At 68.2% G+C, this 15,815-nt stretch carries 13 protein-coding genes; 10 read left to right on the top strand and 3 right to left on the bottom strand.

The features are described 5' to 3' along the window. Window positions 1-24: 24 nt before the first annotated feature. The 3 genes from O2K97_RS05595 (at window position 25) to O2K97_RS05585 (ending at window position 4,740) form a co-directional block, all read left to right on the top strand. Window positions 25-1,116: a site-specific DNA-methyltransferase gene (locus O2K97_RS05595; protein WP_017504517.1), complete on the top strand. Its 1,092-nt coding sequence runs from the start codon at window positions 25-27 to the stop codon at window positions 1,114-1,116. Between the two features lie 210 nt (window positions 1,117-1,326). After that, window positions 1,327-2,442 (top strand): glycosyltransferase family 4 protein, encoded by a 1,116-nt coding sequence (locus O2K97_RS05590; RefSeq protein WP_269221105.1) that lies wholly within the window; start codon window positions 1,327-1,329, stop codon window positions 2,440-2,442. Window positions 2,443-2,592: 150 nt separating this feature from the next. After that, a complete protein-coding gene (locus tag O2K97_RS05585; protein ID WP_269220784.1) occupies window positions 2,593-4,740 on the top strand; it encodes an amylo-alpha-1,6-glucosidase in 2,148 nt (715 codons plus the stop codon). A 3-nt stretch (window positions 4,741-4,743) separates the two neighbouring features. Here the strand turns inward: O2K97_RS05585 and mutY are convergent, their stop codons facing one another. Continuing rightward, on the bottom strand, window positions 4,744-5,793 hold the full coding sequence (mutY, locus tag O2K97_RS05580) for an A/G-specific adenine glycosylase (RefSeq protein WP_269220783.1): 1,050 nt from the start codon (window positions 5,791-5,793) through the stop codon (window positions 4,744-4,746). Window positions 5,794-5,813: 20 nt separating this feature from the next. Here mutY and O2K97_RS05575 point away from each other — a divergent pair, with 20 nt between their 5' ends. The 7 genes from O2K97_RS05575 (at window position 5,814) to O2K97_RS05545 (ending at window position 13,264) form a co-directional block, all read left to right on the top strand. Continuing rightward, window positions 5,814-6,368: a DUF721 domain-containing protein gene (locus O2K97_RS05575; RefSeq protein ID WP_269220782.1), complete on the top strand. Its 555-nt coding sequence runs from the start codon at window positions 5,814-5,816 to the stop codon at window positions 6,366-6,368. Window positions 6,369-6,474: 106 nt separating this feature from the next. After that, complete coding sequence (locus O2K97_RS05570; protein ID WP_269220781.1) at window positions 6,475-7,569, top strand: PAS domain-containing protein; 1,095 nt, start codon at window positions 6,475-6,477, stop codon at window positions 7,567-7,569. Further along, window positions 7,570-8,025 (top strand): response regulator, encoded by a 456-nt coding sequence (locus O2K97_RS05565; protein WP_269220780.1) that lies wholly within the window; start codon window positions 7,570-7,572, stop codon window positions 8,023-8,025. It abuts the gene before it with no gap. A 107-nt stretch (window positions 8,026-8,132) separates the two neighbouring features. Beyond that, a complete protein-coding gene (locus O2K97_RS05560; RefSeq protein WP_039246870.1) occupies window positions 8,133-8,777 on the top strand; it encodes a DsbA family protein in 645 nt (214 codons plus the stop codon). Between the two features lie 15 nt (window positions 8,778-8,792). Next, a complete protein-coding gene (locus O2K97_RS05555) occupies window positions 8,793-9,404 on the top strand; it encodes a thioredoxin domain-containing protein (protein WP_269220779.1) in 612 nt (203 codons plus the stop codon). Window positions 9,405-9,416: 12 nt separating this feature from the next. Further along, entirely contained in the window at window positions 9,417-12,854 is a 3,438-nt protein-coding gene (gene smc, locus O2K97_RS05550; protein WP_269220778.1) for a chromosome segregation protein SMC, read from the top strand. Next, window positions 12,851-13,264 carry a surface-adhesin E family protein gene (locus O2K97_RS05545; RefSeq protein ID WP_269220777.1) on the top strand — a complete coding sequence of 138 codons (414 nt, stop codon included), beginning with the start codon at window positions 12,851-12,853 and terminating at the stop codon, window positions 13,262-13,264. Before smc ends, O2K97_RS05545 begins: the two co-directional genes overlap by 4 nt. Here the strand turns inward: O2K97_RS05545 and O2K97_RS05540 are convergent. After that, window positions 13,233-14,378 (bottom strand): mechanosensitive ion channel family protein, encoded by a 1,146-nt coding sequence (locus O2K97_RS05540; protein WP_269220776.1) that lies wholly within the window; start codon window positions 14,376-14,378, stop codon window positions 13,233-13,235. The two genes, O2K97_RS05545 and O2K97_RS05540, sit on opposite strands and share 32 nt — an antisense overlap. A gap of 167 nt (window positions 14,379-14,545) precedes the next feature. After that, window positions 14,546-15,637, bottom strand: coding sequence for an undecaprenyldiphospho-muramoylpentapeptide beta-N-acetylglucosaminyltransferase (gene murG, locus O2K97_RS05535; RefSeq protein ID WP_269220775.1), 1,092 nt, complete (start codon window positions 15,635-15,637; stop codon window positions 14,546-14,548). Window positions 15,638-15,815 lie beyond the last annotated feature (178 nt).

The following is a 15,815-nucleotide window of genomic DNA, read 5'->3' as shown; positions in this document are numbered from 1 at the left end:
CTCACTGTTGCGGGGCCGCGTTCCATGTCCGATCTGAAGACCCCTGTCCTCGCCAAGGACGTCATCCATCGTGGCGACTGCATCGAGGTGCTGAAGAGTCTTCCCGACGCCTCGGTCGACATGGTCTTCGCCGATCCGCCCTATAATCTACAGTTGGGCGGCGACTTGCTGCGCCCGGACAATTCCAAGGTCGACGCCGTCGACGACGACTGGGACAAGTTCGCCAGCTTCGCCGAGTACGACGCCTTCACCCGCGCATGGCTGGCGGAATGCCGCCGCGTGCTGAAGCCCGAAGGCTCGATCTGGGTGATCGGCAGCTATCACAACGTCTTCCGCCTGGGATCGGCGATCCAGGACCTGGGCTTCTGGGTGCTGAACGACATCATCTGGCGCAAGTCCAACCCGATGCCGAACTTCAAGGGCACCCGGTTCACCAACGCCCATGAGACCCTGATCTGGGCCGCCAAGTCGCGGGATCAGAAGCGCTACACCTTCAACTATGATGCGCTGAAGGCCTTCAACGAAGACACCCAGATGCGCTCCGACTGGACCTTCGCCCTGTGCACGGGCGAGGAGCGGATCAAGGACGCCGACGGCAAGAAGGCCCATCCGACCCAGAAGCCCGAGGCCCTGCTGCACCGTGTCCTGCTGTCGGCGACGCGCCCCGGCGACGTGATCCTGGATCCCTTCTTCGGCACCGGCACCACCGGCGCCGCCGCCAAACGCCTGGGCCGCCACTACATCGGCATCGAACGTGACGAGACCTATGCCGAGGTCGCCGAAACCCGCATCGCCTCGGTCATACCTGCCCGCCCCGAGGATCTGATGGTCACCGGCTCGAAGCGCGCCGAGCCCAAGGTCCCGTTCGGTGCCTTGGTCGAGGCCGGCCTGCTGCAACCCGGCGACCGCCTGTATTGCCCCAAGGGTGAGCGCGAGGCGCGTGTTCGCGCAGATGGTTCGCTGGTTCACGGTTCGCTCAGCGGCTCGATTCACAAGCTGGGCGCGCTGTTGGAAAACGCACCGGCCTGCAACGGCTGGACCTACTGGCGCTTCAAGACGGACCAGGGCCTGAAATCCATCGACGCTTTACGCTCAGAGGTCCGCGCGGCGATGTAAGGTCGGTGCGACGCCGCGTCGCATCAATCACATCAAGCACTTAGCTGACGGACACATCAGATAGGTACGATTTCGCACATTATTGTCGGGTCAGCTTCGCTGTAACCCCACGAAACCTATGTGAAAATTCGCCGCCTGCGACGGAACTTCGCAGTTGCGAGACCATTGATGTCAACGGCCCGCCAGGATGCGGTGTCGGAGCACATCACCATGAAAATCGCGCAGATCACCCCGCTGTATGAGGCCGTGCCTCCCAAGCTGTACGGCGGTACGGAGCGTGTGGTCGCGCATCTGACCGACGCCTTGGTCGAGCTGGGCCACGACGTGACGCTGTTCGCCAGCGCCGACGCCCAGACCAAGGCCCGTCTGGTGCCCGTGCGCGACCAGGCCATCCGTCTGGATCCGGCGCCGTTGAAATCCGATCTCGCCGCCCACCTGTCGATGCTGGGAGAGGTGCTGGACCGCGCCGATCAGTTCGACGTCATCCACTTCCACACCGACATGGTCCATTTCCCGCTGTTCCAGAAATATGCGGACAAGACCCTGACGACCCTGCATGGCCGTCTGGATATGAAGGATTTGCCCGGCGTCTATGCGCGCTGGAGCGAGTTCGGTCTGGTCTCGATCTCCGACGATCAGCGCAAGCCGCTGCATTTCGCCAACTGGAAGGCGACCGTCCATCACGGCATGCCCGGCGAACAATATATCTTCTCGCCGAAATCGGAGGGCTATCTGGCCTTCCTGGGTCGCATCTCGCCCGAGAAACGCCCCGACCGCGCCATCGAGATCGCCACCAAACTGGGCAAGCGGCTGAAGATGGCCGCCAAGGTGGACGCCGCCGACAAGCGCTATTGGGAGGAGACGATCCGCCCTCTGGTCGAGGGCAACCCGCTGATCGAGTTCATCGGCGAGATCGGCGACCATCAGAAGTCCGCCTTCCTCGGCGGCGCCGAGGCCCTGCTCTTCCCCATCGATTGGCCGGAGCCCTTTGGCCTGGTGATGATCGAGGCCATGGCCTGCGGCACGCCCGTCGTCGCCTTCCGCTGCGGCTCGACGCCGGAGGTCATCGAAGACGGCGCCACAGGCTTCCTCGTCGACACGATGGAGCAGGCGATCGCTGCGGCCGGGCGCGTCCATCTGTTGGACCGCGAGGCTGTACGCGCGCGCTTTGACCTGCGCTTCTCCGCCACCGCCATGGCGCGCCGCTACCTGGACGTCTACGGCGACCTACTGGCGCGCCGTCCGTTCGCGGAAGCCGCGCTGGACAATGTCGTCACCCCGCTGCGTCCGCTCGAAGAAGACCGCAGCTTCGCCGCCATCGCATAAGCGTCGCAGCGTACGATTATCCAAGAAAAACAGGTGGCGGGGGTGAACCCTCTGCCGCCTGTTTCATTTCATCTCTCAAGCGGCCCCTGAGCGCCGCATTCGGGTGCGACACGTTCGGCCAAGGCCTCATAACGACGGGGAAGAGACCGCATGGACGACGCCTATTCCACTCAACTGACCGCCGGTGAATCGGTCGAGGCCACGGGTCTCGAACAGCTGATGGCGCTGAAGGAAGGCGATACCTTCCTGGTCGCCGACGGATGGGGCGACATGAAGGGCGGCGCCGACGGCCTGTTCGCGGGCGACACCCGCGTCCTGTCGCGCTGGGCCATGACCGTCGGCCTGCTGAAGCCGTCGCGCCTGTCGTCCGGCGTCAGCCAGGACAACGTCTTCTTCTCCTGCCACACCACCAACCGTCCCCTGCCCCCGATGGGCGGCCGGTCGGCTCCGGCTGGCGTCCTGCATATCGAGCGCCGGCGCTTCCTTTGGAACCGGCGGATGTTCGAGCGCATCCGCATGGTCAACCACGGGGTGGAGGACATCCTGCTGCCGCTGGCCTTCGACTTCGGCGCCGACTTCTTCGATATCTTCCAGGTGCGCGGCACGCCTCGGGCCAAGCGCGGGACCATCCATACGCCGACGACCGACGGTCGCCGCGTCACCTTCCGCTACACCGGCCTGGACGATGTGGACCGTTCCAGCTGTATCGCCTTTTCCGAACCGCCCGCGCGCCTGACGCATCAACGCGCGGAGTTCATGTTCAGCCTGCCCAAGGGCCGCTCCCTGGACCTGTTCATCGAGTGCGGCGTGGACGCCTGCGAAACGCCGGACGCCGATCGCTGGCGCCAGAACGCCATCCAGGCCCGCCTGGCCATGCGCGCCAAACGCCGGCGCGGCGCCTCGGTGCGCGGCCCGCGTAGCCCGCGCTTCAACGATTGGCTGGATCAGTCGCGCGCCGACATGGCGCTGTTGACCACAGACCTGCCGACCGGCCCCTATCCCTATGCGGGCACGCCGTGGTTCTCGACCCCGTTCGGTCGAGACGGCATCATTTCGGCCTGGCAAATGCTTTGGCTGGATCCGTCGCTGGCCAAGGGCGTGCTGACCTATCTGGCCTCACGCCAGGCGACCGAGACATCGCTCTATCGAGACAGCCAGCCCGGCAAGATTATGCACGAGACCCGCGGCGGCGAAATGAGCGCCCTGCATGAGGTGCCGTTCGGTCTCTACTATGGCGGGGTCGACACCACCTGTCTGTTCGTGGCCCTGGCCGGCGCCTATGCCAACCGCACCGGCGATCTGGATCTGATCCGCAAGCTCTGGCCCAATCTGATCGCGGCCGCCGACTGGATGCGTGACTACGGCGACAGCAACAACGACGGCCTGATCGACTATCAGCGCGGCGCCGACACCGGCCTGTCCAACCAGGGCTGGAAGGACTCCGAGGATTCCATCTTCCACGCCGACGGTCGCTTCCCCAAGGGTCCGATCGCGCTGCTGGAGGTTCAGGGCTACGCCTTCGCCGCCTGGAAAGCGCTGGGTGATCTGGGCGAGCGCCTGCACGACGACCGCACGACCGAATGGCGGATGCGCGCCGAACAGGTCCGCTCTCTGGTCGAGGAAAAGTTCTGGATGGAGGACGAGGGCTTCTACGCCGTGGCCCTCGACGGCGACGGCCAGCAATGTCGCGCCATCGCCTCCAACGCCGGGCACCTGCTGTTCACCGGCCTGCCGTCGCTTGAACGCGCGCGGCGTGTCACCAAACGCTTGCTGACCGCCGAGTTCCGCACCGGCTGGGGCATCCGCACACTGGAGGTCGGACAGGCCCGCTTCAATCCGATGAGCTATCACAACGGCTCGGTCTGGCCGCACGACACCGCCATGGCCGCCGCCGGCATGGCGGCTTACGGCGAGCGCGACGCGGTCGCCGAAATTCTGGCCGAGATCTACGCTGCGGCCGCCCACTTCCATCTGCGACTGCCTGAGCTGTTCTGCGGCTTCCCGCGTGAGCCGGGCGAGCCGCCCATCGCCTATCCGGTCGCCTGTCTGCCCCAGGCCTGGGCGGCGGGATCGGTCTTCCTGATGCTTCAGGCGACGCTGGGCCTGTCGATCGACGCCTGGACCGAGACGGTCGATCTGGCCGATCCGGTCCTGCCGGCCGGTCTGGATCGTCTGAAGATCACCGGCCTGGAAGTCGGCGGTGCCGTCGTGGATTTGAACATCCAGCACGCCGACGGTCGCGCGGTGGTCATTCCGCACCATAAGCAGGGCAAGGTTTCGATCCGCACTTTGCGATAGGGGTCAGCCGAACAGATCAGGCGCGCTCGCCCGGTCCAGCGCCTTGGCGAAGACCGTCGGCAGGGCGGCCCGCGCCGCCTCGATCGGCATCCAGCGATAGGGGCCGTCTGCATCGACGCACGCCGTCATCACCGTCAGGGTCAGGCTGAAGTGGGTGAAGACGTGCTCCACCGCCCCCGACTCGCGCCAGTCGGCCTCGACCGGCGGTACGGTATCAGGTTCTCCTGTCGTCCAGTCGCTGGTCGGCAGGCCAAGCATTCCGCCCAGCAGCCCCTTTTTGGGCCGCGTCTGGACTGCGACCCGCCCCTGGTCGTCGATCAACACATAGGCCGCGCCCCGCCGATGCGGCCTGTCGGCCTTCTTGCTCTTCATCGGAAACCGGGCCGGGTCGCCCGTGGCCAGACCCAGGCATTCGCTGGCTGCCGGACAGGCGCCGCACGACGGCGACTTGGGCCGGCACACTGTGGCGCCCAAATCCATCAGCGCCTGCGCCCAGTCTCCGGGCCGCTCATCGGTGACGAACAGGCCCGCCAGTCGCCTCAGCTCGGGCCGGGCGGCGGGGACCGGCGTCTCGACCGCGAACAGACGCGCCATCACCCGCTCGACATTGCCGTCCACGACATTGGCCGCCCGGTCGAAGGCGATGGAGGCGACGGCTGCGGCCGTATAGGCGCCGACGCCCGGCAGCGCGAGCAGGGCCGCCTCGGTGTCCGGAAACACCCCGCCATGCTCGCCCGCCACCGCCCGCGCGCAGGCCAGCAGATTGCGGGCACGCGCATAATAGCCCAGTCCCGCCCAGGCCCCCATCACCTCCGCATCCTCGGCCGCCGCCAGGTCCGAGACCGTCGGCCAGCGCGTGGTGAAGGCGTGGAAATACGGCGTCGCATGCGGAACGGTCGTCTGCTGCAGCATGACCTCCGACAACCAGACGCGGTACGGCTCGGTCCGCGGCGCGCCGACGGCGGCCCGCCACGGCAGGCTACGCGCATGGGCGTCGTACCAGGCCAGCAGCCGGGCGCGGATCAGGTCTATGTCGGGAGAGACGTCAGGCATCGGTCGCGCTATATAGACCCATGCGCCGCACGCTGCCCACTGACGCCGAGGCCCGCGAGATCCTGTCTCGCCGCCGCACCCGTCCGGTCCCCCGACCGGCGCCGCGCGCGGGCAAGGCGCTGACGCCCCTGATCAAGAAGCTGGACGAGCAGTTCGGTCGCGGCGCCGGCGCGCTGAAGCCCCGTTGGCGTGAGATCGTCGGCGATCGCCTGGCCCGCGTCACACGTCCGCAGAAACTGACCAAGGGCAAGGGCGGCCAGCCCGGCGTGCTGGAGCTGCGCGTCGCCGGCGCCGCCGCCCTGCTGATCCAGCACCAGTCCGAGGACATCCTGGCCCGCGTCAACCTGTTCCTCGGCGCCGGGACGGTGGATCGATTGCGCATCGCCCAAGGTCCGGTCGCCCCTTTGAAGGAGGCCGCCGCCCGTCCCAAACGCAGCGCCAAGCCGCCGCCCCTGCCCGCCCAGGCTGAGGCCGGTCTGGCCGCATCGATCGCTTCAGCCCCCGACGATCTGCGCGCTGCCCTGGCCCGGCTTGGCCGCGTCGCCCTGTCGCGTTCCGACATCGGCGGCGACTGATCCCCGCGTCTCGGTTGGCAGGCCTTATCGCCTGCTGTAGGTAGGGACGGTAAAGATAAGAATTCCGCACGGCATGTCCTGGTCGCGCGCCTGGACGCCGAGCCCGATGAAGCAACAAGACGACTGGCGACTGACCGAGCTCGTGGAGCACGAGATGGGTCGCGGCGACCCGTTTGCGGCGGCCGTTCGCGGCACCCGCATGCCGATGGTCATCACCAATCCGCGCCTGCCCGACAACCCGATCGTCTTCGTCAACCAGGCCTTCCAGGACCTGACGGGTTACGAACGCGACGAAATCATCGGGCAGAACTGCCGGTTCCTCCAAGGCCCCAAGTCGGACAAAGCCTCCGTCGCCAGCATCCGCGAAGCGATCGACGCGGGCGAAGACATTCATGTCGACCTGCTGAACTATCGCAAGGACGGCAGCACCTTCTGGAACGCCCTGTTCATCAGCCCGGTGCGCAACGCCGAGGGCGAGATCGAATATTTCTTCGCCTCTCAGCTGAACGTCACCGAACGCGTCGAGGCCCAGGTCCTGGTCGAAAAGCAGAAAGCCGTCGTCGAGCGTGAGGTCGCCGCCCGCACCGCCGATCTGCAGGAAGCCCTGACGGCCAAGACCTTGCTGCTTCATGAGGTCGATCACCGGGTCAAGAACAACCTGACCATGATCGGCTCGCTGCTGCGGCTGCAATCGCGCTCCCTGTCCGATCCGGCCCTGACCGCAACCCTGGATTCCATGCTGGAGCGGGTGGACGCCTTGGCGACCGTTCACCGCAAACTCTATCAGTCCGAAGACGTCACCCAGTTCGACGTCGGCGCTTTCACCAACACCCTGGTCGCCGATGTCATCGGCTCGACCGGACGCACTGATATTGAGGTGTCCGTCGAGGCGGAGCCGATGTTCATCCCCTCCACCCATGCCTCGTCGATCGGCCTGATCATCAATGAACTTCTGACCAATGCGATCAAGCACGGCTTCCCCGAGGATCGCGGCGGCCGATTGCAGGTCTCGGCCAAAAGAACGGAACAAGGCGGCCAGGTTGTTGTTCAGGACGACGGCCCCGGAATACCCGGCGCTGCGCATCAGGGATTGGGCAAGACTTTGATCGGTCGTCTTTCAAAGCAGATCGGCGGCAAGACGCTGTGGCTCCCGGCCGAACCCGGAACACGCGCGGTCGTCGACTTCCCCGTGAGCGGTTAGGTGAGCGCCGCTGGGCCCCACTTCGACGTCCTGGTCGTCGAGGACGAGGCCCTGCTCGTGATGGACCTCGAGGCCATGCTCGAGGACGAAGGCCACCGGCTGGTCGCCGAGGCCATGTCCCTGAGCGAGGTGGAGTCGCTGTCGCTCGATGCCCCGCCCGACATCGCCTTCGTCGATATCCAGTTGGCGGAAAACTCCAGCGGTCTGGACGTGTCTCGCCTGATCAAGGATCGTTGGCCTTCCACGGCCGTCGTGTTCCTGACCGCCAACCCGAAGATGATCCCCGAGGACTTCCTGGGCGCGCATGGCGTGATCCCCAAGCCCTTCTCGCGTTCCGGCCTGCTGTCGGCGATGCGCTTCATTCAGCAAGGTCTAAGCGATCCGCCGCCGCGCCAGGATCGGCCGCAAAGTTTCATCCCCGCACCCGCGATTGATCGGGCCTGGGCGCGCGGATAAGGCGCTGTTGACAAAACTTCGCCGCACCTGTTCCAGACTAGTTCAGGGTTGCGCCATTCCTGGGGAATCGCGCGACCATCGCCAACGATCCGATCCGAGGAACCTTCATGGCCGACACTGAATCCCGCTTCGCCCGCATGAGCCGTCGTGCGGCCATCACCGGCGCCGCACTGGCGACCATGGCTTTGGCGGCCTGCGGCGGCGGCGCCAAGGGTGCGGCCGAAGGCGACATGGGTCTGGGCGCGCCCGAAGGCGCCAAGGTCACGGTGGTCGAATACGCCTCGGTCACCTGCCCCCACTGCGCCCTATGGCAGAAGAACACCTGGCCGGCGTTCAAGGCCAAATACGTCGACACCAACAAGGTCCGCTACGTCTTCCGCGAACTGCCGACCCCGCCGGTCGACGCCGCCACCGCCGGCTTCCTGGTGGCGCGCTGCGCCGGTCCGGACAAGTATTTCGACGTGGTTCACCAGCTGATGGCGACGCAACAGGAGATGCTGACGTCCTCGCCGCGCGACTGGCTGCTGCGCACCGCCCAGGCCGCCGGCCTTTCCGAGCAGCAGTTCAACGACTGCGTCACCGACAAGGACGCCGTCGCCGCCATGGAGAAGCGTGTCCAGGCCGCCCGCGCCCAGGGCGTGACCGGCACACCGGCCTTCTACGTCAATGAGACGCAGGTCATCTCGCCCGGTGGCGAAGGCGCCAGCCTGGCCGACCTGTCCACCGCCATCGACGCGGCCCTGGCCAAGTAACCGAGGCCAAATCAGATGATGCGACGCGCCTTCATCGCCGCAGGTTTCGCCCTCGCCGCCCTGTACGGCGCTTTGGCGACGCCGGCGCTCGCCGCCGATGCGCCCCCGCCCGTCACGGCCCAGGATCACATCCTGGGTCGGGCGAATGCGCCGGTGACGATGATCGAATACGCGTCCTTCACCTGCTCGCACTGTGCGGACTTCCACAACACCGTGCTGCCGGCCTTCAAGGCCAAGTACATCGACACCGGCAAGGTGCGGCTGGTTCACCGCAACCTGCCGACCCCGCCCGCCAATCTGGCCGCCGCCGCCGCCGTCGTGGCGATGTGCGCGGCGCCCGAGCGCTACTTCGATGTGGCGGCCGTCTTCATGCGTGATCAGGCGGGCCTGCGCATCACCGGCGTCCAGCCCTGGTTCGCGGCCGGCATCGCCGCCAGCGGCAAGACCCGTGACCAGATCCAGACCTGCATGGAGACAACCGCCGTCCGCACCGCCCTCGATCAGCAGATCGAGGGCGCACGCGCCGCCGGCGTCACCGGCACGCCCACCTTCTTCGTCAACGGGACGATGGTGTTGGATCATTCGCTGGAGGCCCTGTCGGCCGCCATCGATCCGCTGCTTCGGTAGCCCGTCGGGACGATGCAGTTCCAGCGCCTCCGGCTCGTCGGCTTCAAGTCGTTCGTCGATCCAGCGGAGGTGCACATCGAATCCGGCCTGACCGGCGTCGTCGGCCCGAACGGCTGCGGCAAGTCCAACGTCCTTGAAAGCCTGCGCTGGGTCATGGGCGCCAACTCGGCCAAGGCCATGCGCGGTCAGGGCATGGACGATGTGATCTTCGCCGGGGCCGCCGGCCGTCCTCCGCGCAGCCACGCCGAAGTCAGCCTGACCATCGACAACGCGCAACGCCGCGCGCCCCAGCCTTTCACCGACAGCCCCGTGCTGGAGGTGTCGCGCCGCATCGACCGGGGCCAGGGCTCGACCTACCGCATCAACGGCAAGGAGGTGCGCGCGCGCGATGTGCAGCTGCTGTTCGCCGACGCCTCGACCGGCGCCAACTCGCCCGCCCTGGTGCGTCAGGGCCAGATCTCGGAACTGATCGCCGCCAAGCCGCAGAACCGCCGCCGCATCCTAGAAGAGGCGGGCGGCGTCGCCGGTCTGCACACCCGCCGTCATGAGGCCGAGTTGCGCCTGAAGGCGGCCGAGACCAATCTGGACCGGCTTGACGACATCGGCCGCGAGCTGGAGACGGCGATGAACCGGCTTAAGCGCGAAGCCCGCCAAGCCGAGAAGTACAAGAAGATCTCGGCCGAGATCCGCGCCCTTCAAGCCGCCCTGCTCTATGTGCGCTGGAACGACGCGCGTCTGGCCGCAGAGGCCGCCGCCGTCGAACTGCGCGCGGCCGACGTCGCTGTCGCCGACACCACGACCGCCGCCGCCGCCGCCCAGACGGCCGCCCTGTCCGCCCAGGAAGCCCTGAAGCCCGCGCGGGAGGAGGACGCCGTCGCCTCCGCCCTGCTGCACCGCGTCAGTCTGGAGCGCGATCGGCTGGACATGGCTGAACAGGCGGCCCGCGCGGAAGTGGATCGCCTCAAGGCCGAGGTCGCTCGCATCGCCGCCGACGCCGCGCGCGAAGACGGAATGGCCGCCGACGCCCAGCGCGAACTGGACCGGCTGGAGAACGAACTGAGCCGGCTGAAGGCCGAGATCGCCGCCGCCCCCGAACGCGGCCCCGAACTGGACAAGGCCCTGGCGGCCGCCGAGGACGCTCGCAAAGCCGCCGACGGCGAGGTCGAACGGCTGGCGGGGATGCTGGCCGCCGTCGAGGCCCGCGCCAACGCAGAGACAGCCCGCAAACGCGACGCCGAGGCCCGACTGGCCCGCGTCACCGCCCAGCACGACCAAGCCCGACGCCAACGCGAAGCTCTGGGGCCGCTGGAAACGCCAGAGCTGGAGAACGCCCGCCAGGCGCTGGAAGCGGCGCAGGCCGACCTTGCCGCAGCGCGCGACGCCGTCGACGCGGCTGAGGCCACGCGCGGCGATCTGGCCCGCGCCGAACAGGAGGCCCGCACCGCCGCCCGCGCTGCAGAGGACCGGCTGGGCCGGCTTCAGACCGAGGCGCGCGGCCTGGCCCAACTGCTGGTCACCGGCAAGCGCGACCATCCCCCCGCGCTGGACAAGGTGCGTGCCGACAAGGGGTTCGAGGCCGCCCTGGCCGCCGCCCTGGGCGACGATCTGGATGCGGCGCTGGACGCCAAGGCCGCCGCCTATTGGGGCGGGGCGGAGGCGCCCTCCCCGTCCTGGCCCGTCGGGGTCGCGCCCCTGTCCGACCATGTCCAGGCCCCGGAACAGCTGACCGCGCGCCTCGCTCTTTGCGGCGTGGCGTCCAAGGCCGACGCGGCCCGGCTGGCTCAGGCCCTGCCTCCTGGCGCGCGCCTGGTGACGGTCGAAGGCGACCTCTATCGCTGGGACGGGTTCGTCAGCCGCGCCGAGGCGCCGCGCCCGGCCGCCGTGCGCCTGGCCCAACGCACGCGCCTGGCCGAGCTGGAGGCCGAGATCGACAAGGGCAGACCGGCGCTTGATCAGGCGCAGGCAGCCCAGAAGGCGGCGACGGAAGCCTTCCGCGCCGCCGAAGACGCGGTCAAGGCCGCGCGCCTGAAGCCCTTCGCCGCCGACAAGGCCGTGACCGCCGCTCGTGACCGCGTCGAAAACTTGGCCCGCGAGCAGGCCCGACGCGAGGCCCGCGCCCAGGCGTTGGACGACACCGTGAGCCGGCTGGCGGCCGACACAGCCGAGGCGCAAGCCGCCCTGGACGCCGCCCAGACTACCGACGCCCCGTCCGAGACGATCGCCGGCCTGCGCGACGAACTGACGGCCGCCCGCGCCACGGCCGACGCCGCCCGCACCGCCGCCCAGACGGCCCGCTCGGACCGTGACGCCGAGGCTCGCGATCGTCAGGGTCGCGAGCAGCGGCTGGGCAGCCTGACCCGTGCGCGCGAAGGCTGGGTCACGCGGTCCAAGGACAGCGCCGGCCGCGTCGCCGCCCTGGCCAAGGACGCCGACCGGACGGCCGCCCTGCTGAAACAGGCCGAGGTCGCGCCCCAGGGCTTCGCCGAGCAGCGCGGCAAGCTAATGGACACGCTGGTCGCCGCCGAGCAGAGGAAACAGGCGGCGTCGGACGCCATGGCCGTCGCCGAAACCGAGGCGAGCGAGGCCGACCGCGCGTCGCGCGTCGCCGAGACCGCCGCGTCGCAGGCCCGCGAGGCGCGCGCCGGCCTGTCCGCCCGCGCCGAGGCCGCCGCCGAGAAGCTAGCCGAGGCCGAGACCACCCTGCGCGAGACGGCGCAGATGTCGCCGCAGGAGCTGGGTCAAAAGCTGACGGACGACGCCATCGCCCGCCCGCCGGACGCCGCCGGGGCCGAGAGCCTTCTCTACGGCCTAGAGCGCGAACGCGAGGCCCTGGGCGCCGTCAACCTGCGCGCCGAAGACGAGGCGGTCGAATACGGCGAACGGCTGAACAGCATGAAGTCGGAGCGCATCGACCTGACCCAGGCGATCGCCAAGCTGCGCGACGGCATCGACGAGCTGAACGCCGAGGGCCGCGAGCGACTGGTGGCGGCGTTCGACGTGATCAACGCCAACTTCAAGACCCTGTTCGAAGCTTTGTTCGGCGGGGGGCAGGCGGAGCTGAAGCTGGTCGAAAGCGACGACCCGCTGGAGGCGGGGCTGGAGATCTACGCCTGCCCGCCCGGCAAGCGGTTGTCGGTCATGAGCCTGATGAGCGGGGGCGAGCAGGCGCTGACGGCGGCGGCCCTGATCTTCGGCGTCTTCCTGGCCAACCCCGCGCCGGTCTGCGTGCTGGACGAGGTGGACGCGCCGCTGGACGACGCCAACGTGGACCGGTTCTGCCGGATGCTGCACGAGATGCGCAGCCGCACCGACACCCGCTTCATCGTCATCACCCACAACCCCGTCACCATGAGCCGGATGGACCGGCTGTACGGCGTCACCATGCCCGAGCGCGGCATGAGCCAGCTGGTCAGCGTGGACCTGAAACAGGCGGAGACCCTGGTCGCATGATCGCCCTGCTGCTCGCGCTCGCCGATCCTCAACTGATTCCGACCGGCGTGGGACGGTTCGCCATCTATGCCGACGCGGCCTCGATCGAGCGCGAGGGCGACGTGGCGCGGATGCGGGAGCTGCAGGTGACCGAGGCCGGGTTCAAGGTCGGAGACGTGACCTATGTCGGCGGCTGGTCGCGGTGGGCGTTCGACTGTCGGGCGAGGACGGCGGATCGGTTGGACTTCTCCTCTTTGAAGGCGGACGGGACGGAAGGGCCGGCGACGCCGGACGCCGCCCCCGCCTATGACGCCGCGCCGGGCGGGGATGCAGCGGAGCTGCTGGCCATCGCCTGCGGGGCCGAACGGCTGGCCGAGGCGCTGACGCTGGAGCAGGCCATCAGCCAGGGACAAAGGGCGCTGACGGACTGATGGCCCCCTCTGCGGGCTTGTCCGACCCTTGCGGCCATTCGATACGGTCGCGCGGCAGGGCCTCGCGGCATTCGTCGCGCATGAAGGCCATCAGCTTCTCGCGGATCTCGCAGCGCAGGTCGAAGGCGACCGGGGCCGAGCGCGCGCTGGCCAGGCAGCGCACCTGAAGCACGCGTTCGGTGATGTCGGTGACCTGCATCACCTGGACGTCGCCGTCCCACAGTTTCGATCCCTTCACGATGCTTTCGAACGCCTCGCGCAGCCGGTCGATAGGCGCCTCGTAGTCGACGTACAAGAAGGCTGTGCCGATCAGGCGTGCGTTCTCGCGCGTCCAGTTCTGGAAGGGCTTGGTGATGAAGTAGGACAGGGGCAGCACCATCCGGCGCCAGTCCCAGAGCTTGACCACCACATAGGTCGCCGTGATTTCCTCGACATTGCCCCACTCGTTCTCGACGATGACGGCGTCGTCGATGCGGATGGGCTGGGTCAGGGCGATCTGGATGCCGGCGACCATGTTGGTCAGGATGGGCTGGAGCGCCAGACCGGCGATGATGCCGACCACGCCGGCCGAGGCCAGCAGGCTAACCCCCCACTGTCGGAAGCCCGATATGGTCATCAGCGCCAGGCCCACGGTGACGATGAACAGAATGACCTTGGCGACCCGTTGCAGGATGCGGGTCTGGGTCAGGTGCTTGCGCGCCAGAAGATTGTCCTCGACGGCGATATTGTACCGCTTGAGGTGCATGACCGACCACATGTCCAGCACCCCCGACGCCAGCCAGCCTAGCGTCAGGATGAACAGGAACAGCAGGGCGCTGCGGATGTCCTCCGACGGTTCAGGGTGCATCGGCGAGACGGTCACGCCGATGCCGATGCCGACGAGGATGATCAGGACGCGCAGCTTGACCCGGGCGCGTTCGACCACGCCGCGCCAGAACACGTCCTTGTTTCGCACCACGCGACGCAGGATGGCGAAGACGATCTTGTGCGTCAGCCAGCCGCCGCCGACGAAGACCAGCAGGACCAGGCCGATGACCGCCCACTCGGGCAGCCAGTCGAACCGATGCCACAGGGCGCGGATCTGGCGGGTGACGGCGATGATTTCGGGAGGCATGAGCTTCCTAACGCGTCAGGGCTGAGAGGGTTGATGTCTCCTCCCTGCCGCGAAGCGATGGGGAGGTGGCGCGGCGCGCCCTTCGCGCTGTGACGGAGGGGTTCCTTCGGCGCGAAGAACCCCTCCACCGCTACGCGGTCCCCCTCCCCACACGTGGGGAGGAGACATTATGCACGTCCCGCCGTCGCCTCGACGAGGTCGGCCAGGCGTTGGGCGGCGTCGGGGATGGCGACGCTGCGGGCGGCGGCGGACATGGCCGACAGGCGCGCCGGATCGGACAGGACGCCGGTCAGGGTCGAGGCCAGGCGATCGACGGTCAGGTCGTCTTCCAGAATGACCTCGGCCGCACCCGCATCGGTCAGGGCCTTGGCGTTCAGGCGCTGGTGGTCGTCGGTGGCGATCTTCAGCGGGATCAGAACGGACGGCAGGGCCGCGACCGCCAGTTCGGCGCAGGTCGAGGCGCCGGAGCGGCCGACGACCAGGTGCGCCTTGAACAGCCTGTCAGCCATGTCGCGGAAGAAGGGGGCGACCTCGGCCTCGATCCCGGCCTCCAGATAGATCTGGCGCGCGGCCTCCAGCGTCTCGGGGCGTGACTGCTGCTGCACCTTCAGGCGGCGACGCAAGGCCTCAGGCAGGGCAGCCAGCGCGCGGGGCGTGGTCTCGGACAGGATGCGGGCGCCCTGGCTGCCGCCTGTGACCAACACATGGATCGGGCCGTCGGCGGCGGGAGCCACATAGGGGCGGTCGAACAGGGCGCGGATCTCGGACCGCACCGGCGAGCCGACGACGTGCGAGCGGCCCTGGACCTTGGCCGGCGCGCGTTCGAGCGTCGGGAAGGACGAAGCGACCTGACCGACATAGGGGGCCAGGATGCGATTGGTGCGGCCCAGGACCGCGTTCTGTTCATGGATCACCGTCGGTCGCTGGGACGTGACGGCGGCGACCAGAGCCGGGGCGGACGGATAGCCGCCGAAGCCGACGACGATGTCGGCGCCCAGCCGGTCGAAGGCCGTTCGCGCCTGGACCACGCCCTTGAAGATGGCGACGCCCGCCTTGATGAGGCCCAGGGGGCCAGAGCCGGTGGCGGCGTCCAGCGCCAGCCGTTCCTCGGCGGGAAAAGCGTGAGCGTATTGTTCGCCCCGGTGATCGGTCGCCAAGACTACGCGCCAGCCGCGCGCCGCCATCTCGCGCGCCAGGGCCTCGGCCGGGAACATATGGCCGCCGGTGCCGCCGGCGGCGACGACGCAGAGCTTGGTCATGGGCGAGGCTCCGAAAAAAGAGGGTCTGAATAGTCTGAAGTTCAGACGGTGGGCAGGCAAAAACACCGTCTAATTCGTCTAATCTGTATAATGTCGGTGGCGAATGGTGCGGCGAGGAATGGGGCGGCGACAGGATCGCACGGTTTCTGGACGTGTGCAGGAAACGGTCGATCGCGAG

The organism is Brevundimonas vesicularis (genome assembly GCF_027105095.1).
GTDB classification, from domain to species: domain Bacteria; phylum Pseudomonadota; class Alphaproteobacteria; order Caulobacterales; family Caulobacteraceae; genus Brevundimonas; species Brevundimonas vesicularis_E.
Note: the sequence above shows the minus strand (reverse complement) of the source record. Positions and strands in the feature narration are given on the sequence as shown.